The sequence below is a fragment of the Variovorax sp. PDC80 genome, assembly GCF_900115375.1.
GTDB lineage: Bacteria > Pseudomonadota > Gammaproteobacteria > Burkholderiales > Burkholderiaceae_C > Variovorax.
On sequence record NZ_FOWG01000001.1, the window covers coordinates 1,063,711 to 1,085,106 of the forward strand.

Sequence of the window (21,396 nt, forward strand, 5' to 3'; positions counted from 1 at the left end):
CTGCCGGCGCGCCGGCCGGCCTCAGCGCCACGCGATCAGAACAGCACGCGGCTGCGGATCGTGCCCTGCACCTTCGCGAGCTTCTCGAGCGCGAGGTCCGAGGAGGCGGCGTCGATGTCCATCACCACGTAGCCGATCTTCTCGTTGGTCTGCAGGAACTGCGAGGAGATGTTGATGTGGTTGTCCGAGAAGATCTTGTTGATCTCCGACAGCACGCCCGGCACGTTGCGGTGCACGTGCAGCAGGCGGTGCTTGCCCGGGTGCGCGGGCAGCGCCACCTCGGGGAAGTTGACCGACGAGGTCGAGGTGCCGTTGTCGCTGTACTTGACCAGCTTCTCGGCCACTTCGAGGCCGATGTTGGCCTGCGCCTCCATCGTCGATCCGCCGATGTGGGGCGTGAGGATCACGTTGTCGAGTCCGCGCAGCGGCGACTGGAACTCGTCCTTGTTGCTGCGCGGCTCGACCGGGAACACGTCGATGGCGGCGCCCAGCAGCTTCTTCTCCTTCAGCGCGCCGGCCAGCGCGTCGATCTCGACCACGGTGCCGCGCGAGGCGTTGATCAGGATCGAGCCGGGCTTCATGGCCGCGATCTCGGCCGCGCCGATCATCCACTGCGTGGCCTGCGTCTCGGGCACGTGCAGGGTCACGATGTCGCTCTGCGCCAGCAGCTGGTGCAGGTCGCGCACCTGGCGCGCATTGCCCAGCGGCAGCTTGGTGACCACGTCGAAGAAGGCGACGTGCATGCCCAGCGCCTCGGCCAGCACCGACAGCTGCGCGCCGATCGAGCCGTAGCCCACGATGCCCAGCGTCTTGCCGCGGATCTCGAAGGCGTTGTCGGCCGACTTGAGCCAGCCGCCGCGGTGCGCCACCGCGCTCTTCTCGGGCACGCCGCGCAACAGCAGGATCGCCTCGGCCAGCACCAGCTCGGCGACCGAGCGGGTGTTGGAGTACGGGGCGTTGAAGATCGCCACGCCGTGCTCGCGCGCGGCTTCGAGGTCGACCTGGTTGGTGCCGATGCAGAAGCAGCCGGCGGCCACCAGCTTGTGGGCGGCCGCGAACACCTCAGCGGTCAGTTGGGTGCGCGAGCGGATGCCGAGGAAATGCACGTCGCCGATCTTGGCCTTGAGCGCCTCGTCGGACAGCGCGCCCGGCAGCGACTCGACGTTGGTGTAGCCCGCCGCATGGAGCACCTCCACGGCCGAGGGGTGGATACCCTCGAGCAGAAGAAACTTGATCTTGCTTTTGTCGAGGGAGGTCTTGCTGCTCATGCTGCTGCTCGCGGTAGCCCCGGCCATGGCAACAAGCTAGGCCGAAAAAGGGAGGGCGATGCTAGCATGGTGCAGCGCAGCAAGCAGGGGCCCCAGGCGCGAGCGCCCTGTCGGCCAAGGGGGTTTCCCCGGGTTTCTTGCCGTGTGCACTCCGTGCGACAAAGCCGCAGAACCGTCACGTATGTAACCTAACATCGCCGGTTTTACTTACTTTTCCCTACAGGAGTCTTAATGCGCTTCAAGACGCTCGCCATCGCCTCTACGCTGGCTGCCGCTCTGGCCGTGCCAGCCCTCGCCCAGGCCCAGACCGAGATCCAGTGGTGGCACTCGATGGACGGCGCCCTCAACGACTGGGTCAACGACCTCGCCAAGCAGTTCAACGAGAGCCAGAAGGACTACAAGGTCGTGCCCACCTACAAGGGCGAATACGACCAGTCGATGGCGGCCGGCATCGCGGCCTACCGCTCGGGCAACGCGCCCGACATCCTGCAGGTGTTCGAGGTGGGCACCGCCACCATGATGTACTCCAAGGGCGCGATCAAGCCCGTGGCCGACGTCATGAAGGAAGGCGGCCAGAAGTTCGACCCCAAGGCCTACATCCCCGCCGTGGCCGGTTACTACACCGCCCCCAACGGCCAGATGCTGTCGTTCCCGTTCAACAGCTCGACGACGGTGTTCTATTACAACAAGGACGCCTTCAAGAACGCCGGCCTCGACCCCGAGAAGGCCCCCGCCACCTGGCCCGAAGTGGTCTCGGCGGCCGCCAAGCTCAAGGCCAGCGGCAGCCAGTGCCCGTTCACCACCTCGTGGATGAGCTGGGCCCAGCTCGAAAGCTTCTCGGCCTGGCACAACACCTCGTACGCCTCGAAGAACAACGGCTTCGGCGGCCTCGACGCCCGCCTGGAATTCAACTCGCCGCTGCACGTGCGCCACTTCGAGAACCTGTCGAACATGTCCAAGCAGGGCCTGTTCGTCTACAAGGGCCGCGCCAGCAAGCCGATCACCTCGTTCACCTCGGGTGAATGCGCGATGTTCATCGGCTCGTCGGGCAGCTACGCCAGCGTGAAGCGCGACGCCAAGTTCAAGTTCGCCGAATCGGCGCTGCCCTACTACCCGGACGTGCAGGGCGCACCGCAAAACACCATCGTCGGCGGCGCCAGCCTGTGGGTGATGTCGGGCAAGCCGGCCGCCAGCTACAAGGGCGTGGCCGCGTTCTTCACCTTCCTGTCGAGCCCCAAGGTGCAGTCCGAAAGCCACATGCGCACCGGCTACCTGCCGATCACCACCGCAGCCTACGAGCTGACCGAGAAGGCCGGCTTCTACAAGGAAAACCCGGGCACCGACGTCGCGGTGAACCAGATGATCAAGAAGACCACCGACAAGTCGCGTGGCGTGCGCCTGGGCAACCTGCCCCAGATCCGCGCCATCGAGGACGAGGAAACCGAGCTGATCTGGACCGGCAAGAAGACCCCGAAGGAAGCGCTGGACAGCGCCGTGAAGCGCGGAAACGAACTTTTGGTGAAATTCCAGGCCGCAAACAAGTAAGCTCCGACCCCGGACCGGCGCGAACGAATGTTCGTTTCGGTTCGTTTGACCCGCCACAAGCCAGGCTGACCCGTGCAGTCCTGGCTGTTTGCTTATTTAGTGTGTCCGTGACCTGAACGCCCTCCCCATGGAAAAACGCGTCATCTTTCGCTCGAACTGGCTGCCCTGGGCATTGCTGGCGCCGCAATTGTTCATCGTCGGCGTCTTCTTCTTCTGGCCCGCGGGCCAGGCGCTGGTGCAGTCGCTGCAGCAGCAGGATGCCTTCGGCAACTCGATCACCTGGGTGGGGCTGGACAACTTCGAGGCGCTGTGGAACGACAGCACCTACATGGCCTCGTTCCACACGACCATCGTCTTCTCGGTGCTGGTGACGGTCCTGGGCCTGAGCATCGCCCTGGTGCTGGCGGTGTTCGCCGACCGCGTGGTGCGCGGCACGCGCTTCTACCGCAGCGTGCTGATCCTGCCGTACGCGGTCGCCCCGGTCGTGACCGGCCTGCTGTGGTCGTTCATGTTTTCCTCGTCGATCGGCATCGTGGCCTACTGGCTCAAGAAGATGGGATTCAACTGGAACCATCTGCTCAACGGCGACCACGCCATGGCGCTGGTCGTGATGGCCTCGGTCTGGAAGCAGATCTCCTACAACTTCCTGTTCTTCCTCGCGGGGCTGCAGTCGATTCCCAAGTCGCTGATCGAGGCCGCCGCCATGGACGGCGCGCGCCCGATGCGCCGCTTTTGGACCATCCAGTTCCCGCTGCTGACGCCCACCACCTTCTTCCTGCTGGTGATCAACATGGTGTACGCCTTCTTCGACACCTTCGCGATCATCGACGCCACCACCCAGGGCGGCCCCGGCAAGGACACCGCCACGCTGGTCTACCGCGTGTACTTCGACGGCTTCCGCGGCATGGACTTCGGCGGCGCCGCGGCCCAGTCGGTGGTGCTGATGGTGATCGTCATCGCGCTGACGGTGGTGCAGTTCCGCTACGTCGAGAAGAAGGTCCAGTACTGATGACCGCCTCCATGCATCCCTTCTTCCCCGCCCGCCGCGCGGCCCACGCCACGGAGGCCCGCCATGGTTGAGCGCCGCCCCTCCCTGGGCATCCTCGCGCACGTGATCATGATCATCGGCGTGCTGCTGGTGATGTTCCCGATCTACCTGGCCTTCATCGCCTCCACCCACACGCCGCAGGAGATCATGCAGGCGCCGATGCCGATCCTGCCCGGCAGCAACTTCTGGGAAACCTACAAGGCGGCGCTGACCGGCGGCGGCCGCACCAGCGCCAACGTGTCGGTGGCGCGGATGATCTGGGTGAGCACGGTCATCACGCTCGTCATCACCTTCGGCAAGATCAGCATCTCGCTGCTGTCGGCCTTCGCGGTGGTGTATTTCCGCTTCCCGCTGCGCGGCCTGTGCTTCTGGCTGATCTTCATCACACTGATGCTGCCGGTCGAGGTGCGCATCGGCCCGACCTACCAGGTCGTGGCCAGCCTCGGCATGATCAACAGCTTCGCCGGCCTCTCGATACCGTTGATCGCGTCGGCGACCGCCACCTTCCTGTTCCGGCAGTTCTTCCTGACGGTGCCCGACGAGCTGGTCGAGGCCGCGCGCGTCGACGGCGCCGGGCCGATGCGCTTCTTCAAGGACATCCTGCTGCCGCTGTCGAAGACCAGCATCGCGGCGCTGTTCGTGATCCAGTTCATCTACGGCTGGAACCAGTACCTGTGGCCGCTGATCGCCGCCACCAGCGAGGACATGTACCCGATCGTCGTCGGCATCAAGGCCATGATCGGCAACGGCGAGTCGCCGGTGGACTGGAACGTGGTGATGGCCACGGCCGTGCTGGCCATGCTGCCGCCCGCGGTGGTCGTGGTGCTGATGCAGAAGTGGTTCGTCAAGGGCCTGGTCGATACCGACAAATAAAACGCTGAACTGAAAACATGGCTGCCATTTCCCTACGCAACGTCATCAAGCGCTACGGCCACGGCCCCAAGGCCAACCAGGTCATCCACGGCGTGAGCGCCGAGATCGCCGACCACGAGTTCGTCGTCATCGTCGGCCCCTCGGGCTGCGGCAAGTCCACGCTGCTGCGCATGGTCGCCGGCCTGGAGGAGATCTCCGCCGGCGAGATCGCCATCGGCAACAAGGTGGTGAACCAGCTCGAGCCCTCCGAGCGCGACATCGCGATGGTGTTCCAGAACTACGCGCTCTATCCGCACATGACGGTGTTCGCGAACATGGCCTACGGCCTGAAGATCGCGAAGGTGCCGGTGGCCGAGATCAAGGTGCGCGTGGACAAGGCCGCGAAGATCCTCGAGCTGGGCCACCTGCTCGAACGCAAGCCGCGCGAGCTCTCGGGCGGCCAACGCCAGCGCGTGGCCATGGGCCGCGCGATCGTGCGCCAGCCGCAGGTGTTCCTGTTCGACGAACCGCTGTCGAACCTCGACGCCAAGCTGCGAGCGCAAACCCGCCTCGAGATCCAGAAGCTGCACCGCGAGCTCGGCATCACCTCGCTGTTCGTCACCCACGACCAGGTCGAGGCCATGACGCTGGCGCAACGCATCATCGTGATGAACGGCGGCGTGATGGACCAGTTCGCGACGCCCGAGGAGGTCTATTCGCGCCCCGCCACCACCTTCGTCGCGAGCTTCATCGGCTCGCCGCCGATGAACCTGCTGCGCCATGCACCGGGCGTGCGGCCGGGCCAGATCCTGGGCATCCGCCCCGAACACATGGCGCTCGACGAGCGCGGCTGGTCGGTGCAGGTCGAGCAGGTCGAGCTGCTGGGCGCCGAGCGCCTGGTCTACGGCCGCATCGGCGACGAGCAGATCATCATGCGCACCGACGAGGCCGACCAGCCGCCGATGGCGGGCGATACCGTAAAGATCGCCGCGCGCGAAGACAAGCTCCACTGGTTCGACGCCGGTTCCGGCAAACGCGCGGAATGAGCGCGGAATGAGCACCCCCTGGCCCTATCCGCGCTGGATCGCCCACCGCGGCGCCGGCAAGCTCGCGCCCGAGAACACGCTCGCGGCCTTCCGCTTCGGCGCCGCGCACGGCTATCGCATGTTCGAATGCGATGCCAAGCTCAGCGCCGACGGCGTGGTGTTCCTGATGCACGACGCCACCCTGGAGCGCACCACCAGCGGCCGCGGCATCGGCGGCCAGAAGCCCTGGAGCGAACTGGCACAGCTCGACGCGGGCGGCTGGCATTCGCGCGCCTTCGCGGGCGAACCGCTGCCCACGCTCGAGAACCTCGCGCGCTTCTGTCTGGCCAACCACTGTCTGCTGAACATCGAGATCAAGCCCACGCCCGGCACCGAGCGCGAAACCGGCGAGGCGGTGGCGCGGCAGGCCGCGACGCTGTGGCGCGATGCGGCCGTCCCGCCGCTGCTGACCTCGTTCCAGGTCGATGCGCTCAAGGGCGCAGCAACGGCGGCGCCCGAATTGCCGCGCGGCCTGCTGCTCGACACGCTATGGAGCGGCTGGCTCGAGACCGCGCGCGAGCTCGGCTGCGTGGCCATCGTCTGCAACCACGCGCTGTGGGACGCCACGGTGGTGGCGCAGGTGCACGGCGCCGGCCTGCGCGCGCTGAGCTACACGGTCAACGACGACTGGGCCGCGCAGCGCCTGATCGACCTGGGCACGGACGGCATCATCACCGACCGCGTCGACCTGTTCAGCCCCGCACGCTGAACGCGCCCCCGTCACATGCTGTGACGCGCCGCGAAGCCGGGCCTTCAGGTGCGGCTTCTATGATGCGGCCATGAGTTGGACCTCCCGTCTCGCGGCCTTGCTGATGGCCGCCCTGCTGCTGTGCGGCACCGCCTTCGCGCAGCAGGACCCCGATCTCGCGGCCGCGCCGCCCGCGCCCACCGTGGCCGAGCTGCGCGCGCTGCTCGCGAAGATCGACCAGAGCACCGACTCGGCCGAGGATGCGCGCAGCCGGCTGACGCAGATCAACGCGATCGGCGCGCAGGCCGACAAGTTCGTGGCGGCGCGCGCCGGCGAACTCGACGACCTCAACGCGCGCTTGGGCGAGCTCGGCAACCCGCCCGCGGCCGGCGCCAGCGAAGACCCCGACATCACGCGCCAGCGCGCGCGCCTGACCAAGGAGCGCAACGCGCTCGACGCCGACATCCGGCTCGCCAAGCTGCTGGCGATCGACGTGCGCCAGCGCGGCACCGACCTGCTGACGCAGCGCCGCGCGGTGTTCGAGGCCCAGCTCACCGAGCGCGCGGCCTCGCCGCTGACCGGCGAGTTCTGGAGCGACCTGCAGGAGGCCTGGCCCGACGACATCGACCGGCTGCAGGCCATGGCGGCGAGCGTGCAGACGGGCCTCGCCACCGCCTTCGGCGGCGAGGGACGCGCGCTGGTGATCGCGGCGCTGGTCGGCGCGCTGCTGCTGGCCTTCGCGGGCGTCTGGGCCGCCGAGCACGGCCTGACCCGGCTCGCGGTGAAGCTGCTGCCCGCCGGGCGGCTGCGGCGCTCGCTGCTGGTGATCGCCATCGTCGTCGCCCACGTGCTGCTGGTGGCGCTGGCGGCGCACGGCTTCGTCTACGTGCTCGAGCAGCACGCGGGCTGGGCGCCGCAGGCGCGCAAGGCGATGCTGTCGCTGGCGCAGGCGCTGGTGTTCATGGCCTTCGTGATCGGCCTGGGCCGCGCGCTGCTGGCCATCGGCCGGCCGTCGTGGCGGCTGCCACCGATTCCCGACGCCATGGCCGCGCGCCTTGCGGCCCTGCCCTGGCTGGTGGCGCTGGTGGCGGCCCTGGCCTGGGCGCCGGCCGAGATCAACGCGCTGGTCGACGCCAGCCTCTCGGCCGTGGTCGCCACCCACGTGCTGACCGCGCTGCTGCTGACCGCGCTGGTCGGCGCGGTGCTCTACCGACTCAAGGCGCTGCGCGCCGGCGCGCCCGGTGAGGACCTGCCCGAGCGGCCGATGTGGGTCGGCATCCTGGTGGCGCTGATCGCCATCCTGATGATCGCGATCTGGGTGCTGGTGGCCGTGGGCTACGTGGCGCTCGCGAGCTTCCTGGCCTCGCAGCTGACCTGGAGCGGCATCGTCGCCACCGCGTTCTACGTGCTGTTCAAGTTCGCCGACGACGTGTTCATGGCCACCGTGTCGTCACGCAGCGGCTTCGGCCAGCGGCTGCAGAAGAGCTTCGGCCTGGCGCCGCAGACGCTGGACCAGATCGCCACCGTGCTCTCGGGCCTGAGCCGTGTGGCGCTGTTCTTCTACATGCTGATCGCGCTGGCCGCGCCGCTGGGCACCAGCCCCGGCGAGGTGTTCCAGCGCAGCGGCAAGTTCGGCACCGGCGTGAAGATCGGCGAGTTCCAGCTCGTGCCGGGCGCGATCCTCAGCGCGGTGGCGGTGCTGGCCGTGGGCTTCGTGATGCTGCGCATCTTCAAGCGCTGGCTGGCCGCGAGCTACCTGCCGACCACCAAGTTCGAGCCCGGCATGCAGAGCTCGATCAGCACCCTGCTGGGCTACGTGGGCGGCATCCTGGTGATCGCGTTCTCGCTCTCGGCGCTGGGCATCGGCGTCGAGCGCATCGCCTGGGTGGCGAGCGCACTGTCGGTGGGCATCGGCTTCGGCCTGCAGGCGATCGTGCAGAACTTCATCTCGGGCCTGATCCTGCTGGCCGAGCAGCCCGTGAAGGTGGGCGACTGGGTGGTGCTGGGCACGGCCGAGGGCGACGTGCGGCGCATCAACGTGCGCGCCACCGAGATCCAGCTCGGCGACCGCTCCACGCTGATCGTGCCGAACTCGGAATTCATCACCAAGACCGTGCGCAACATGACCTTGGCCAACGCCGAGGGCCGGGTGCTGATCCGCCTGCCGATGCCGCTGACCACCGACGCGCAGAAGGTGCGCGACCTGATCCTCGAGGCCTGCAAGGCGCACGAGGGCGTGCTCGAGACGCCGGCGCCCTCGCTCACGCTCGAGGGCATCGAGAACGGGTTGCTGATCTTCCAGGCGATCGCCTACGTGGCGAGCCCGCGGCTGGCCGGCGGCGTGCGCAGCGACCTGCTGTTCACCATCCTCGACGCGCTGCGCCAGGCCGACCTGCCGATGGCCACGCCCACGCTGGTGATGGCGGCCGCGCCGGCGGCACCCTCGGCGCTCTCGACCGCGCCCTCGCCGGTGCCCTCCTCGCCGGCCTCGCCGCTGCCGGGCGTGCAGGGCTGAGGGCCGGCTGCGCCCGACTCAACTCAGCGGCAGGGTGGTCGTGCACTTCACCTCGTTGAGGCACACGCTCGAGCGCACCGCCGACACGCCCGGCATGTGCATCAGCGTGTCCATCAGGAACTGCGACAGCGAGTGCAGGTCGCGCGCGACCACCTTGATGACGTAGTCGAAGTCGCCGGTGACCGAGTAGCACTCGAGGATCTGCGGCAGGTCGGCCACCAGGTCCTGGAACTTCGGCAGCTCGCCGATGTGGCCGCGGGCCATGGTCACGTGGATGAAGGCGATCACGCCGAGCCCCACCTGGCGCGCGTCGAGCCGGGCCGCGTAGCCGCTGATGAAGCCCATCTCCTCGAGCCGCCGGTGCCGCCGCAGGCACTGGGCCGGCGACAGGTTGGCCACTTCGGAGAGTTCGAGGTTCGATGCACGGCCATGCGCTTGCAAGTGGTCGAGGATCTTCCTGTCGATGCGGTCGAGCGTGATCTCGTGCAATTTCGTCTCCTTCAAGTGCCAATGACCGCAATCATATTTCTCAAAGCGGGGTAAGCACTGGCGTGGGATGCACCTTAATTGTGCAGACCACGCTCTAGACTCCAGGCTTCCGGAAGTGCATGCCGCATTTCCGTGCATCGCTTCCCTGCCCGGCCCCGCCGTGGCGTCGGACCCGTTCCCTTCCCCTGATCCGGAGATCCTCACGTGAAATTCGCCCTGCTTCGCACCCCTGTCGCCGCCGCCCTGGCCCTCGGCATGCTCGCCGCCGCGCCCGCCTTCGCGGCCGACAAGTCGGTGGCCGTGACCGCCATCGTCGAGCACCCGGCGCTCGACGCCGTGCGCGACGGCGTCAAGGCCGAGCTGAAGGCGGCCGGCTATGAAGAGGGCAAGAACCTCAAGTTCACCTACCAGAGCGCGCAGGGCAACGTGGGCACCGCGGCCCAGATCGCGCGCAAGTACGTGGGCGACCAGCCCGACGTGATCGTCGCGATCGCCACCCCCTCGGCCCAGGCCACGCTGGCCGCCACCAAGACCATCCCGGTCGTCTACTCGGCCGTGACCGACCCGGTGGCCGCCAAGCTGGTGAAGAGCTGGGACGCCACCGGCACCAACGTGACCGGCGTGTCGGACCTGTCGCCTCTGGACAAGCACATCGCCCTCATCAAGCAGGTGGTGCCGACCGCCAAGCGCATCGGCGTGATCTACAGCCCCGGCGAAGCCAACTCGGTGGCGATCGTGGCCGACCTCAAGAAGGCCGCCGCGGCCGCCGGCATGACGGTGGTGGAAGCCGCCGCCGCGCGCACCGTCGACGTGCCGACCGCCGCCCAGAGCCTGGTCGGCAAGGCCGACGCGATCTACACGCCGACCGACAACAACGTGGTGTCGGCCTTCGAGGGCATCGTGAAGGTGGCGCAGCAGGCCAAGCTGCCGGTGGTGGCGGCCGACACCGCCACCGTCGAGCGCGGCGCGGTCGCGGCGCTGGGCCTGAACTACACCGACATCGGCCGCCAGACCGGCAAGATCGTGGTGCGCATCCTCAAGGGCGAGAAGCCCGGCACGATCGCCTCGCAGACCAGCACCAACTTCGAGCTGGTGGTGAACCCGGGCGCGGCCAAGCTGCAGGGCGTGACCCTGTCGGACGAGCTGCTGAAGACCGCCAAGGTCGTGAGCACCAAGTAAGTCCCGGCTTCACCGCCACCGACGGGTCGTCCTGCGGGCGGCCCGTCTTTTCGTTTTCGCCGGGAGCTTCTTCCTCATGTCCCTCATCGCCTCGCTGGGCGCCATCGAGATCGGCCTGATATTCGGGCTGGTCGCGCTGGGCGTCTTCATGTCCTTCCGCATCATCAACTTCCCCGACCTCACGGTGGACGGCAGCTTCCCGCTCGGCGCCGCCGTGGCGGCCACGCTGATCGTGGCCGGCTGGAACCCGGTGGCCGCCACCGCGGTGGCCTGCGTCGCGGGCGCCGTCTCGGGCTGGGTCACGGCCTGGCTCAACGTGAAGCTCAAGATCATGCAGCTGCTCGCGAGCATCCTGGTGATGATCGCGCTCTACTCGATCAACCTGCGCGTGATGGGCAAGCCCAACGTGGCGCTGATCACCGAGCCCACCGTGTTCAGCATGGCCAGCTTCGGCGGCATGCCCGAGCAGTGGGCCAAGCCGCTGTTGCTGCTGCTGATCGTGATCGCCGCGAAGATCGTGGTCGACCTGTTCTTCGCCTCCGAGGCCGGCCTGGCGATGCGCGCCACCGGCGGCAATGCGCGCATGGCGCGCGCCCAGGGCATCTCGACCGACTTCCACACCATGGCGGGCCTGGCGCTGTCGAACGCGCTGGTGGCGCTGGCCGGCGCGCTGTTCGCGCAGAGCCAGGGCACGGCCGACATCTCGATGGGCGTGGGCACGATCGTGATCGGCCTGGCGGCGGTGATCATCGGCGAGACGCTGATGCCCGCGCGCAGCATGGTGATCACCACGCTGGCCTGCATCCTGGGGGCGCTGCTCTACCGCTTCTTCATCGCGATGGCGCTGAACACCGACTTCATGGGCCTGCAGGCGCAGGACCTGAACCTGGTGACCGCCGTGCTGGTGGCCTTCGCGCTGCTGGTGCCTGCCTACAAGCGCAAGCTCGGCGGGCTTTTCAAGGGGAGGAACTGATGCTGCGCGCCGAACAACTCGAGATGACCTTCAACCCGGGCACGCCAATCGAGAACCGCGTGCTGCGCGGGCTCAGCCTGGAGATTCCCACCGGCCAGTTCGTCACCGTGATCGGCTCGAACGGCGCCGGCAAGTCGACCTTCCTCAATGCGGTGAGCGGCGACCTGATCGTCGACAAGGGCCGCATCGAGATCGATGGCAAGGACGTGACGCGGCTCAACGCCTGGCAGCGTTCGGGCATGGTGGCGCGCGTGTTCCAGGACCCGATGGCCGGCACCTGCGAGGCGCTGACCATCGAGGAGAACATGGCGCTGGCCTGGAAGCGCGGCGAGCGGCGCGGTCTGGGCCTGTCGCTCAACCGCGGCCTGCGCGAGCTGTTCCGCGAGAAGCTGTCGATCCTCAAGCTCGGGCTGGAGAACCGGCTGGCCGACCGCATCGGCCTGCTGTCGGGCGGCCAGCGGCAGGCCGTGAGCCTGCTGATGGCCTCGCTCAAGCCCTCGCGCATCCTGCTGCTCGACGAGCACACGGCCGCGCTCGACCCGAAGACCGCGGCCTTCGTGCTCGAGCTCACGGCGCGCATCGTCGAGGAGAGCAAGCTCACCGCGATGATGGTCACGCACAGCATGCGCCAGGCGCTGGACTACGGTTCGCGCACGGTGATGCTGCACGAGGGCCAGGTGATCCTCGACGTGGCCGGCCCCGAGCGCTCGGGCCTCGACGTGCCCGACCTGCTGCGCATGTTCGAACAGACGCGCGGCGAGAAGCTCGACGACGACAAGCTGCTGCTGGCATGAGCGCCGCGCGCGCGATGCGGCCCGAGGACCTGCAGGCGGTGCTGGCGATCCAGCTCGCCTGCTACGGCGCGGGCTTCGTGGAGGACGGGGCGCTGATCGTGCGCCGGCTCGCCGCGGCGCCGCGCACCGGCTGGGTGGTCGAGCACGCGGGGCGGGTGGCCGCCTACCTCGCTGCCTATCCCTCGCGCGTGGGCAAGCTCACGGCCCTGCACGGCGATTTCGAGGTGCTGCCCGAGGCGCAGGCCGACGCGCTCTACCTGCACGACCTCGCGGTCGACCCGGCGGCCTCGGGCCATGGCCTGGGACCGGCGCTGGTGCGGCATGCGCTGGCCTTCGCCGATGCGGCGGGCTGGCGGCGCTCGGCGCTGGTGTCGGTGCAGTCCTCGCTGGGCTTCTGGGAACGCCACGGCTACGCGGTGCATGCGCTGGCCGACGCGGCGCAGCAGGCGCGCCTGGCGAGCTATCCCGCGCCGGCGCACTACATGGTGCGGGCCTGAGGACCGCCGCTCAGCGCCGCCAGCCGCGCTGCAGCAGCCACTGCACGGTGCCGCAGACCACCACCAGCGCGGCATAGCTCGCGATGCGACCGTCGTGGCCCGTGAACACCAGGCCGGCCAGCAGCACCAGCACGCCAGCTATCGTATTGATAGCGAATTGCGCCCAGATGGCAGGCGTTCCGGGCTTTCGCGGCATCAGGAAGCGGCCGCACAGCGCGAGCACCCCGGCCACGAAGACGGCCGGCAGCGCGAAGTTGAAGAGGTGGTTGAGCAGGGCGAGCGCGGACATTCGGGAAGGAGCGGAAGCGTCATCCGCCAGCCGCTATGGAGGTCATAGACAGCTCGGTGCCGGGACGGGCTCCGCAAATTTTATAATCGCTGCATGTCTGTCTGGGCTCTTGGCTTGAACCACACGACCGCGCCGCTCGATCTGCGCGGTCGTTTTGCGTTTGCGCTCGACCAGATCGCTCCCACCCTGCAGAGCCTGCGCAGCTCGTTCTCGAGCGGCCGCCACCCGCAGGTCGAGGCCGCCATCATCTCGACCTGCAACCGCACCGAGATCTACTGCGCCGCCGACCATGCCGCGATCGACCACACGGTCGGCTGGCTGGCCCAGAGCGGCGGCGTGGCACCCGCGCTGCTGCGCTCGCATGCCTACACCCTGCACGACGGCGACGTTGCGCGCCATGCCTTCCGCGTGGCCAGCGGCCTCGATTCGATGGTGCTCGGCGAAGCCCAGATCCTCGGCCAGATGAAGGACGCGGTGCGCGCCGCCGAAACCGCCGGCGCGCTGGGCAGCACGCTCAACCAACTCTTCCAGCGCTCGTTCGCGGTCGCCAAGGAAGTGCGCACCGCCACCGAGATCGGTGCGCACTCGATCAGCATGGCCGCCGCCGCCGTGCGCCTGGCCGGCCAGCTGTTCGAGGACCTGCGCCAGACACGCGTGCTGTTCGTCGGCGCCGGCGAGATGATCGACCTCGCGGCCACGCACTTCGCGGCCAAGGAGCCGAAGTCCATTGCCATCGCCAATCGCACGCTCGAACGCGGCGAGAAGCTGGCCTCGCGCTTCGGCGGCGAGGCGATGCGACTGGCCGACCTGCCGGCGCGGCTGGCCGAGTTCGACATCGTCGTGAGCTGCACCGCGAGCACGCTGCCGATCATCGGCCTGGGCGCCGTGGAACGCGCGCTCAAGTCGCGCAAGCACCGCCCGATGTTCATGGTCGACCTGGCCGTGCCGCGCGACATCGAGCCCGAGGTGAAGGCGCTCGAGGACATCTACCTCTACACCGTGGACGACCTCGCCCAGGTGGTGCAGCAAGGCCAGGCCAACCGCCAGGCCGCGGTGGCGCAGGCCGAGGTCATCATCGACGCCGGCGTGCAGAGCTTCATGCACTGGCTGGGCCAGCGCGGCACGGTGCCGCTGATTCAGCAGCTCAACGCCCAGACCGACGAATGGCGCGCCGCCGAACTGGCGCGCGCGCGCAAGCTGCTCGCCAAGGGTGAATCGGTCGACGCCGTGCTCGAAGCCCTGTCGCGCGGGCTCACGCAGAAGATGCTGCACGGCGCGCTGGCCGAGCTGCACGCGGGCGATGCCGCCTCGCGCGAACAGACGGCGCAGACCATCTCGCGCCTGTTCCTGCGCAAAGAGCGTTAGCGGCGCTCGTCCGCGAGCCCGGCACGGCGTGCCGCGCTCTCCATGCGCCTTGCCGCCATGCCGCGGCACTTCCCCTCTTTTTCGAATCCCTCCGTCGTGAAGCCCTTTCTCCGCCACCAACTCGAACGCTATGCCGCCCGCCTCGGCGAACTCGACTTCCTGCTCTCGCGCGAGGACATCATGGGCGACATGGCGCAGTACCGCACCATCTCGCGCGAGCATGCCGAGGTGACGCAGGTGGCCGGCCGCTATGCGCGCTACGTGCAGCGCGAGGCCGACATCGCGGGCGCCAAGGAAATGCTCGACGACCCCGACATGGCCGAGATGGCCACGCAGGAGATCGCCGAGGCCGAGGCCGAGCTCACGCAGCTGGAAGACGAGCTGCAGCGCCTGCTGCTGCCCAAGGACCCCGACGACGCGCGCAACGCCTTCCTCGAAATCCGCGCCGGCACCGGCGGCGACGAATCGGCGCTGTTCGCGGGCGACCTGCTGCGCATGTACACGCGCTATTGCGAGCGCGCGGGCTGGCGCTGCGAGATCGTCAGCGAGAACGAAAGCGAGCTCGGCGGCTACAAGGAAGTGGTGGTGCGCATCTCGGGCGACGAGGTGTTCGGCAACCTGCGCTTCGAATCGGGCGGCCACCGCGTGCAGCGCGTGCCGGCCACCGAGACGCAGGGCCGCATCCACACCAGCGCCTGCACGGTGGCGGTGCTGGCCGAGCCCGACGAGGCGCAGGCGGTGCAGATCAACCCGGCCGACCTGCGCATCGACACCTACCGCGCCAGCGGCGCCGGCGGCCAGCACATCAACAAGACCGATTCGGCGGTGCGCATCACGCACATCCCGACCGGCATCGTGGCCGAGTGCCAGGACGACCGCAGCCAGCACCGCAACAAGGCCAAGGCGCTGCAGGTGCTGTCGGCACGGATCCAGGAGAAGGAGCGCAGCGAGCGCGCCGCCAAGGACGCCGCGCTGCGCAAGGGCCTGATCGGCAGCGGCGACCGCTCCGACCGCATCCGCACCTACAACTTCCCCCAGGGCCGGCTCACCGACCACCGGATCAACCTCACGCTCTACAAGCTGCTCGCGATCATGGAAGGCGACCTCGGCGACGTGCTCGAGGCGCTGCGCGCCGCGCGCGCGGCGGAGCAGTTGGCCGAACTCGAATCGAGCCTGCCCTCATGAGCACTGAGCCGCTCGCGCCCTCGACCGTGACCCAGGCGCTGGCCGCGGCCGCGCGGCTGGGCGTCGACCGGCTCGACGCCCAGCTGCTGCTGCTGCACGCGCTGGGTCGGCCGCCGCACGACCGCGCCTGGCTGCTCGCGCACGACACCGATGCGCTGCCCGAGCCGCTGTGGACCGCACTGTCGGCGCGGCTCATGCGCCGCCTCGCGGGCGAGCCGGTGGCCTACCTGCTGGGTGAGAAGGAATTCCACGGCCTCGAGCTGCGCGTCGATCCGCGCGTGCTGGTGCCGCGGCCCGACACCGAAACGCTGGTCGACTGGGCGCTGGAATGCCTCGAAGGCCAGGCCGCGCCGCGCGTGCTCGACCTGGGCACCGGCAGCGGCGCGATCGCGCTGGCGCTGCAGCATGCGCGCGCCGATGCACAGGTCGATGCGGTGGATGCCAGCGCCGACGCGCTCGCGGTGGCCCGCGCCAACGCCGAGCGCCTGAAGCTGCCGGTGCGTTTCGCCCAGGCCGACTGGCTCGCGGGCGCGGACCGGGGTTACGCGCTGATCGCCAGCAACCCGCCCTACATCGCCGCCGGCGACCCGCACCTGCCGGCGCTGCAGCACGAGCCCTTCTCGGCGCTGGTGGCCGGCGCCGACGGGCTCGACGACATCCGCCGCATCGTTGCCGACGCGCCCGCGCACCTGGCCGAAGGCGGCTGGCTGCTGCTGGAACATGGTCACGACCAGGCCCCCGCGGTGCGGCAGCTGCTGGCCGCCCACGGCTTCGCCGAGGTGCAAAGCCGCGACGACCTGGCAGGCATCGCGCGCTGCTCGGGCGGAATCCGGCGCACGGTGAAATAATCCCTCCAGCCTACTTTTCAGGAGCCCCCATGTCCGACGCCCAGCAACGCATCGACGACCTCGTCAAATCCAACGAACTCGTGCTCTTCATGAAGGGCAACGCCAGCTTCCCCATGTGTGGCTTCTCGGGCCGCGCGATCCAGATCCTCAAGGCCGTGGGCGTCGACACCAAGTCGCTCAAGACCGTCAACGTCCTCGAGGACGACGGTATCCGCCAGGGCATCAAGGACTACAGCAACTGGCCCACCATCCCCCAGCTCTACGTCAAGGGCGAATTCGTCGGCGGCTCGGACATCATGATGGAGATGTACGAGTCGGGCGAACTGCAGAAGGTGCTGGCCGGCGACGCTGCCTGATCCGGGCCCGGCGATGAGCCACGGCCACGATCACGACCACGGGCATCCGCACGACGAGGCTTCGGCCCCGGCGTGGAAGCACGACGGCGTGCGGGTGATCGCGGCCAACCAGCTCGACGCCAACACCGCCCAGACGCCCGGCATGAACCGGGCCGCGGCGATCAATTTCGCGCGCGTCGGCGCGCAGAAGCTCTGGGCCGGCACGGTCACCATCCATGCCGACGCCAAGACCGGCGCCCACCACCACGGCCACCTCGAATCGGTGATCTACGTCGTGCGCGGCCGCGCGCGCATGCGCTGGGGCGAACAGCTCGAGTTCACGGCCGAGGCCGGGCCGGGCGACTTCATCTACGTGCCGCCCTACGTGCCGCACCAGGAAATCAACGCCAGCCCGACCGAGACGCTCGAGTGCGTGCTGTGCCGCAGCGACGGCGAGGCCGTCGCGGTGAACCTCGACATCGAGCCGGTCGAGAAGCCCGAGTCGGTGCTGTGGGTCGACCCGACCCATCCGCACGGCGGGGTCTGAGCCCCCTTTCGTCCGCGGGCCGCGCCCGTGGCGGGCGCCCCCTGCGCCATGGCACCATCGGGGTCTGTTGGTGACCACCATGACCCTGACCCAAAGCCTGCTCGTCATCGCGCTCCTGATCGCGCTGAGCGCCTTCTTCTCCCTCGCCGAGATCGCGCTGGCCGCCTCGCGCCGCCTGCGCCTGCGCCAGATGGCCGACGACGGCGACGCACGCGCCGACCTCGTGCTGCGCATCCAGGAGCAGCCGGGCTACTACTTCACCGTGGTGCAGATCGGCCTCAATGCGGTCGCGATCCTCGGCGGCGTGGTCGGCGAAGGCGCGCTGAGCCCCTACTTCGCGCGCCTGTTCACCGGCTGGCTCGGCCCCGAGGGCGCGCAGAGCGCGGGCTTCCTGTGCTCCTTCGTGACCATCATCGCGGTGTTCCTGGTGTTCGCCGACCTGTTCCCCAAGCGGCTGGGCATGAACGACCCCGAGCGCCTGGCGGTGCGCATCGCCAAGCCGATGCAGCTGCTGATCACCACCTTCAAGCCGCTGGTGTGGCTGTTCACCGCCTGCACCGACCTGCTGTTCAAGCTGCTGGGCATGCCGATGGCGCGCGACGACAAGATCACCTCGGCCGACATCCTCGCGATGACCGAGGCCGGCGCGCGCGCCGGGGTGCTCGCGGTGCGCGAGCAGCAGGTGATCGCCAACGTGTTCGAACTCGAGACGCGGCTCGTGAGCAGCGTGATGACCGCGCGCGACAGCATCGCCTGGTTCCTGCACGACGACCCCGAATCGGTGCTGCGCGCGCGCATCGTGGCCGAGCCCTTCTCGGCCTACCCGGTGTGCGACGGCGACATCGACCACGTGCTGGGCTACGTCGATGCCAAGGACATGTTCCAGCGCGTGCTCAGCGGCCAGCCGCTGGCCTTCGACCAGGGGCTGCCGCTGCACAAGGCGCTGGTGATTCCCGACCGGCTGTCGCTGACCGAAGTGCTCGAGCAGTTCCAGCAGGCCCATGAGGACTTCGCGATCATCGTCAACGAGTACAGCCTGGTGGTGGGCGTGATCACGCTCAACGACGTGATGAGCACGGTGATGGGCGACCTCGTGTCCACGCCCGACGAGGAGCAGATCGTGCGCCGCGACGAGAACTCCTGGCTGATCGACGGCATCACGCCGATCCAGGACGTGCAGCGTGCGCTGCACATCGACGAACTGCCGCATGCCGACGAGTACGAGACGCTCGCGGGTTTCCTGATGGTGATGCTGCGCCGCGTTCCCAAGCGCACCGACAGCGTGAGCTGGGCGGGCTATACCTTCGAGGTGATGGACGTCGACAGCTACCGGATCGACCAGGTGATGGTCACCAAGACCTGATCGCCGGAATTCCAGTCAGGCCGCGGAACGGGCCTTGTCCTGTTCCTTGCGCTCGATCTCGCGCTCGCGGTCGGCCCAGGCCCACAGCCGCTGGTTCGAGAACACCGCGTTCGGATACGGCGCCTTGCCGCGGCTGCCGTTGTAGCGGCCCAGCGTCATGAACAGGTCGCCGCTCTCGCGGTCGAGGTAGTGGCGCAGGATCACGCAGCCGAAGCGCAGGTTGGTCTGCATGTGGAACAGCTTGGCCGGATCGCTGTCGCCGATCACGCGGGTCCAGAACGGCATGACCTGCATGTAGCCGCGCGCGCCCGCGCTCGAGACGGCGAACTTGCGGAAGTTGCTCTCGACCTGGATCAGCCCGAGCACCAGGCTCACGTCGAGCCCCGAGCGCTTGGCCTCGTACCAGACCGTCTGCAGGAACTCGATGCGCGAGGGCGCATCGGCGACCTTCTTCTTGAGCCGTTCGCTCATCTCGCCGAGCCAGCGCAGGTAGGCCAGGCGCGCCTCGGTGTTCGCGAACTGCGGCACCGGCGGTGCCTTGTTGTGGATGGCCGAGCTCAGCGCGGTGCGCACCGAGTCGATCAGCGGCTCCTCGATCTGCGCGCCGGCCAGTGCGGGGCGCGGCAGCGACAGCGCCGCGAGGGCGCCCGCCGCGGCGCCGATGCAATGGCGCCGGGAGAAGCCGCCCGACAGGCTCATGCCGCGAGCTTGCCCGCGATGAAGTCCGCGATGCCGGCGGCCGACACCTTGGTCGCGGCGGTGTCGCGGCGATGCTGGTATTCGAGCTGGCCTTCCTTGAGGCCGCGGTCGGAGATCACCACGCGGTGCGGCACGCCGATCAGTTCCCAGTCGGCGAACATCGCGCCCGGGCGCTCGCCGCGGTCGTCGAGCAGCACGTCGACGCCCTTGGCGAGCAGCGCCTCGTAGAGCGCCTCGGCCGCGGTCTTGACCTCGGCGCTGCGGTCCATGCCGATCGGGCACACCACCACGGTGAACGGTGCGATCGCGTCGGGCCAGATGATCCCGCGCTCGTCGTGGTTCTGCTCGATGGCGGCCGCCGGCAGCCGCGTGACGCCGATGCCGTAGCAGCCCATCTCGAGGAACTGCGGCTTGCCGGCCTCGTCGAGGAAGGTGGCGTTCATGGCCTTGCTGTACTTGGTGCCCAGCACGAAGACATGGCCCACCTCGATGCCGCGCTCGATCGCCAGCACGCCCTTGCCATCGGGCGAGGCATCGCCCGCGACCACGTTGCGCAGGTCGGCCACCAGCTCGGGCTCGGGCAGGTCGCGGCCCCAGTTGACGCCGGTCATGTGGAAGTCGACCTCGTTGGCGCCCGTGATCCAGTCGGCCATCAGCGCGACTTCGCGGTCGGCCACCAGCTTCACCGGCTTCTTGAGGTTCAGCGGGCCGAGGTAGCCTGGCTTGCAGCCGAAGTGCGCATCGATCTCGGCCAGGGTCGCGAAGCGGAAGCCCTTGTCGAGGCCGGGCAGCTTGGCGACCTTGATCTCGTTCATTTCGTGGTCGCCGCGCAGCAGCAGCAGCCAGACCTGCGAGCCCTTGATGTTGCCGGCGTCGTCGACGATGTCGGTGGCCAGCACCAGCGACTTCACGGTGGTGGCGAGCGGCACGCCGAGCAGCACGGCGACGTCCTCGCAGGTGCTCTTGCCGGGCGTGGGCGTCTTCTCGAGCGCGTTGGCGGCGGCGGGACGCGGGCCGGCCGGAGCCAGCGCCTCGGCCTTTTCCATGTTGGCCGCGTAGTCGCTGTCGGGGCAGTAGACGATCGCGTCCTCGCCGGTGGCGGCGATGACCTGGAATTCCTCGCTGAGGTCGCCGCCGATGGCGCCGCTGTCGGCCGCCACGGCACGGTAGCGCAGGCCGAAGCGGTCGAAGATGTTGCGGTAGGCCTGCGCCATCGCCTGGTAGCTGGCCTTGGCCGCGTCGAGGTCGCGGTCGAAGCTGTAGGCGTCCTTCATGATGAATTCGCGCCCGCGCATCAGGCCGAAGCGCGGACGGCGCTCGTCGCGGAACTTGGTCTGGATCTGGTAGAAGTTCTTCGGCAGCTGCTTGTAGCTGCGGATCTCCTGGCGCGCGATGTCGGTCACCACCTCTTCGCTGGTGGGCTGCACCACGAAGTCGCGGTCATGGCGGTCCTTGATGCGCAGCAGCTCGGGGCCCATCTTGTCGAAGCGGCCCGACTCCTGCCAGAGCTCGGCGGGCTGCACCACCGGCATCGTCAGCTCGACCGCGCCGGCGCGGTTCATCTCCTCGCGCACGATCGCCTCGACCTTGCGGATGACGCGCAGGCCCATGGGCATGTACGTGTAGATGCCGGTGCCGACCTTCTTGATCATGCCCGCGCGCATCATGAGACGGTGGCTCGCCACCTCGGCATCGGCCGGCGCTTCCTTGAGGGTGGAGACGAAGAAACGGGATGCTTTCATCGGAAATGCGGTGCTGGTTCGGAGTGAAACGAGACGGACGACGGCCCCCGTAGAGACCCTGAGAGCCCGGAACCGGTCGCTTGCCGAGTG

Annotated in this window: 21 protein-coding genes; 16 read left to right on the top strand and 5 right to left on the bottom strand. The window is 68.6% G+C overall.

The window, feature by feature from the left end; genetic code table 11:
- Positions 1-35: 35 nt before the first annotated feature.
- Positions 36-1,268: a phosphoglycerate dehydrogenase gene (gene serA / locus BM109_RS04860; RefSeq protein ID WP_093340995.1), complete on the bottom strand. Its 1,233-nt coding sequence runs from the start codon at positions 1,266-1,268 to the stop codon at positions 36-38.
- A 231-nt stretch (positions 1,269-1,499) separates the two neighbouring features.
- Here serA and ugpB point away from each other — a divergent pair, with 231 nt between their 5' ends.
- From ugpB to BM109_RS04890, 6 genes are all read left to right on the top strand, one after another.
- Entirely contained in the window at positions 1,500-2,813 is a 1,314-nt protein-coding gene (gene ugpB, locus BM109_RS04865; protein ID WP_093340996.1) for a sn-glycerol-3-phosphate ABC transporter substrate-binding protein UgpB, read from the top strand.
- Positions 2,814-2,940: 127 nt separating this feature from the next.
- On the top strand, positions 2,941-3,822 hold the full coding sequence (ugpA, locus tag BM109_RS04870; RefSeq protein WP_093340998.1) for a sn-glycerol-3-phosphate ABC transporter permease UgpA: 882 nt from the start codon (positions 2,941-2,943) through the stop codon (positions 3,820-3,822).
- Positions 3,823-3,885: 63 nt separating this feature from the next.
- Positions 3,886-4,734, top strand: a complete 849-nt coding sequence (gene ugpE, locus BM109_RS04875) for a sn-glycerol-3-phosphate ABC transporter permease UgpE (RefSeq protein ID WP_057592066.1) — start codon at positions 3,886-3,888, stop codon at positions 4,732-4,734.
- 17 nt (positions 4,735-4,751) lie between these two features.
- Positions 4,752-5,759 (top strand): sn-glycerol-3-phosphate ABC transporter ATP-binding protein UgpC, encoded by a 1,008-nt coding sequence (gene ugpC, locus BM109_RS04880; RefSeq protein ID WP_093340999.1) that lies wholly within the window; start codon positions 4,752-4,754, stop codon positions 5,757-5,759.
- Between the two features lie 7 nt (positions 5,760-5,766).
- Positions 5,767-6,507 carry a glycerophosphodiester phosphodiesterase gene (ugpQ, locus tag BM109_RS04885; RefSeq protein WP_093341001.1) on the top strand — a complete coding sequence of 247 codons (741 nt, stop codon included), beginning with the start codon at positions 5,767-5,769 and terminating at the stop codon, positions 6,505-6,507.
- A gap of 70 nt (positions 6,508-6,577) precedes the next feature.
- A complete protein-coding gene (locus BM109_RS04890) occupies positions 6,578-9,001 on the top strand; it encodes a DUF3772 domain-containing protein (RefSeq protein ID WP_093341002.1) in 2,424 nt (807 codons plus the stop codon).
- Positions 9,002-9,019: 18 nt separating this feature from the next.
- Here BM109_RS04890 and BM109_RS04895 read toward each other — a convergent pair whose 3' ends face one another.
- Positions 9,020-9,490 (bottom strand): Lrp/AsnC family transcriptional regulator, encoded by a 471-nt coding sequence (locus BM109_RS04895; protein ID WP_093341004.1) that lies wholly within the window; start codon positions 9,488-9,490, stop codon positions 9,020-9,022.
- A gap of 204 nt (positions 9,491-9,694) precedes the next feature.
- On the opposite strand from BM109_RS04895, the gene BM109_RS04900 reads away from it, so the two are divergent.
- From BM109_RS04900 to BM109_RS04915, 4 genes are all read left to right on the top strand, one after another.
- The gene (locus tag BM109_RS04900; protein WP_093341005.1) at positions 9,695-10,669 is read left to right on the top strand and encodes an ABC transporter substrate-binding protein; all 975 of its coding nucleotides are present in this window, start codon (positions 9,695-9,697) and stop codon (positions 10,667-10,669) included.
- Positions 10,670-10,745: 76 nt separating this feature from the next.
- A complete protein-coding gene (locus BM109_RS04905; protein ID WP_093341006.1) occupies positions 10,746-11,642 on the top strand; it encodes an ABC transporter permease in 897 nt (298 codons plus the stop codon).
- Positions 11,642-12,436, top strand: a complete 795-nt coding sequence (locus BM109_RS04910; protein ID WP_093341008.1) for an ABC transporter ATP-binding protein — start codon at positions 11,642-11,644, stop codon at positions 12,434-12,436. Before BM109_RS04905 ends, BM109_RS04910 begins: the two co-directional genes overlap by 1 nt.
- Positions 12,433-12,933: a GNAT family N-acetyltransferase gene (locus BM109_RS04915; protein WP_218159348.1), complete on the top strand. Its 501-nt coding sequence runs from the start codon at positions 12,433-12,435 to the stop codon at positions 12,931-12,933. The genes BM109_RS04910 and BM109_RS04915 overlap by 4 nt, the downstream gene beginning before the upstream one ends.
- A 10-nt stretch (positions 12,934-12,943) precedes the next feature.
- Here BM109_RS04915 and BM109_RS04920 read toward each other — a convergent pair whose 3' ends face one another.
- Positions 12,944-13,222: a hypothetical protein gene (locus tag BM109_RS04920; protein ID WP_093341009.1), complete on the bottom strand. Its 279-nt coding sequence runs from the start codon at positions 13,220-13,222 to the stop codon at positions 12,944-12,946.
- Positions 13,223-13,315: 93 nt separating this feature from the next.
- Between BM109_RS04920 and hemA the strand changes: the two genes are divergently transcribed.
- The 6 genes from hemA to BM109_RS04950 all read left to right on the top strand — a co-directional run bounded on the left by hemA (position 13,316) and on the right by BM109_RS04950 (position 18,865).
- Entirely contained in the window at positions 13,316-14,587 is a 1,272-nt protein-coding gene (hemA, locus tag BM109_RS04925; protein ID WP_057592076.1) for a glutamyl-tRNA reductase, read from the top strand.
- A gap of 96 nt (positions 14,588-14,683) precedes the next feature.
- Entirely contained in the window at positions 14,684-15,772 is a 1,089-nt protein-coding gene (gene prfA / locus BM109_RS04930) for a peptide chain release factor 1 (RefSeq protein WP_093341011.1), read from the top strand.
- Complete coding sequence (prmC, locus tag BM109_RS04935) at positions 15,769-16,620, top strand: peptide chain release factor N(5)-glutamine methyltransferase (RefSeq protein WP_093341012.1); 852 nt, start codon at positions 15,769-15,771, stop codon at positions 16,618-16,620. Before prfA ends, prmC begins: the two co-directional genes overlap by 4 nt.
- A 29-nt stretch (positions 16,621-16,649) precedes the next feature.
- On the top strand, positions 16,650-16,976 hold the full coding sequence (gene grxD, locus BM109_RS04940) for a Grx4 family monothiol glutaredoxin (RefSeq protein ID WP_093341014.1): 327 nt from the start codon (positions 16,650-16,652) through the stop codon (positions 16,974-16,976).
- Positions 16,977-16,989: 13 nt separating this feature from the next.
- Complete coding sequence (locus BM109_RS04945) at positions 16,990-17,502, top strand: cupin domain-containing protein (protein WP_093341015.1); 513 nt, start codon at positions 16,990-16,992, stop codon at positions 17,500-17,502.
- A gap of 79 nt (positions 17,503-17,581) precedes the next feature.
- A complete protein-coding gene (locus BM109_RS04950) occupies positions 17,582-18,865 on the top strand; it encodes a polyamine export protein PaeA (protein ID WP_093341268.1) in 1,284 nt (427 codons plus the stop codon).
- 15 nt (positions 18,866-18,880) lie between these two features.
- Here BM109_RS04950 and BM109_RS04955 read toward each other — a convergent pair whose 3' ends face one another.
- Both BM109_RS04955 and BM109_RS04960 read right to left on the bottom strand, forming a co-directional pair.
- The gene (locus BM109_RS04955) at positions 18,881-19,564 is read right to left on the bottom strand and encodes a lytic transglycosylase domain-containing protein (RefSeq protein ID WP_093341017.1); all 684 of its coding nucleotides are present in this window, start codon (positions 19,562-19,564) and stop codon (positions 18,881-18,883) included.
- A complete protein-coding gene (locus tag BM109_RS04960; RefSeq protein ID WP_093341018.1) occupies positions 19,561-21,306 on the bottom strand; it encodes a proline--tRNA ligase in 1,746 nt (581 codons plus the stop codon). Before BM109_RS04960 ends, BM109_RS04955 begins: the two co-directional genes overlap by 4 nt.
- Between the last annotated feature and the right edge of the window lie 90 nt (positions 21,307-21,396).

Bases quoted from the DNA above. Each gene is read 5' to 3' on its own strand.
- ugpA (WP_093340998.1), top strand. From the start codon at position 2,941: ATGGAAAAACGCGTCATCTTTCGCTCGAACTGGCTGCCCTGGGCATTG.
- BM109_RS04945 (WP_093341015.1), top strand. From the start codon at position 16,990: ATGAGCCACGGCCACGATCACGACCACGGGCATCCGCACGACGAGGCT.
- grxD (WP_093341014.1), top strand. From the start codon at position 16,650: ATGTCCGACGCCCAGCAACGCATCGACGACCTCGTCAAATCCAACGAA.
- BM109_RS04890 (WP_093341002.1), top strand. From the start codon at position 6,578: ATGAGTTGGACCTCCCGTCTCGCGGCCTTGCTGATGGCCGCCCTGCTG.
- BM109_RS04955 (WP_093341017.1), bottom strand. From the start codon at position 19,564: ATGAGCCTGTCGGGCGGCTTCTCCCGGCGCCATTGCATCGGCGCCGCG.
- hemA (WP_057592076.1), top strand. From the start codon at position 13,316: ATGTCTGTCTGGGCTCTTGGCTTGAACCACACGACCGCGCCGCTCGAT.
- BM109_RS04920 (WP_093341009.1), bottom strand. From the start codon at position 13,222: ATGTCCGCGCTCGCCCTGCTCAACCACCTCTTCAACTTCGCGCTGCCG.
- serA (WP_093340995.1), bottom strand. From the start codon at position 1,268: ATGAGCAGCAAGACCTCCCTCGACAAAAGCAAGATCAAGTTTCTTCTG.
- BM109_RS04915 (WP_218159348.1), top strand. From the start codon at position 12,433: ATGAGCGCCGCGCGCGCGATGCGGCCCGAGGACCTGCAGGCGGTGCTG.
- BM109_RS04905 (WP_093341006.1), top strand. From the start codon at position 10,746: ATGTCCCTCATCGCCTCGCTGGGCGCCATCGAGATCGGCCTGATATTC.
- ugpE (WP_057592066.1), top strand. From the start codon at position 3,886: ATGGTTGAGCGCCGCCCCTCCCTGGGCATCCTCGCGCACGTGATCATG.
- BM109_RS04950 (WP_093341268.1), top strand. From the start codon at position 17,582: ATGACCCTGACCCAAAGCCTGCTCGTCATCGCGCTCCTGATCGCGCTG.
- ugpC (WP_093340999.1), top strand. From the start codon at position 4,752: ATGGCTGCCATTTCCCTACGCAACGTCATCAAGCGCTACGGCCACGGC.
- ugpB (WP_093340996.1), top strand. From the start codon at position 1,500: ATGCGCTTCAAGACGCTCGCCATCGCCTCTACGCTGGCTGCCGCTCTG.
- ugpQ (WP_093341001.1), top strand. From the start codon at position 5,767: ATGAGCACCCCCTGGCCCTATCCGCGCTGGATCGCCCACCGCGGCGCC.
- BM109_RS04910 (WP_093341008.1), top strand. From the start codon at position 11,642: ATGCTGCGCGCCGAACAACTCGAGATGACCTTCAACCCGGGCACGCCA.
- BM109_RS04960 (WP_093341018.1), bottom strand. From the start codon at position 21,306: ATGAAAGCATCCCGTTTCTTCGTCTCCACCCTCAAGGAAGCGCCGGCC.
- prmC (WP_093341012.1), top strand. From the start codon at position 15,769: ATGAGCACTGAGCCGCTCGCGCCCTCGACCGTGACCCAGGCGCTGGCC.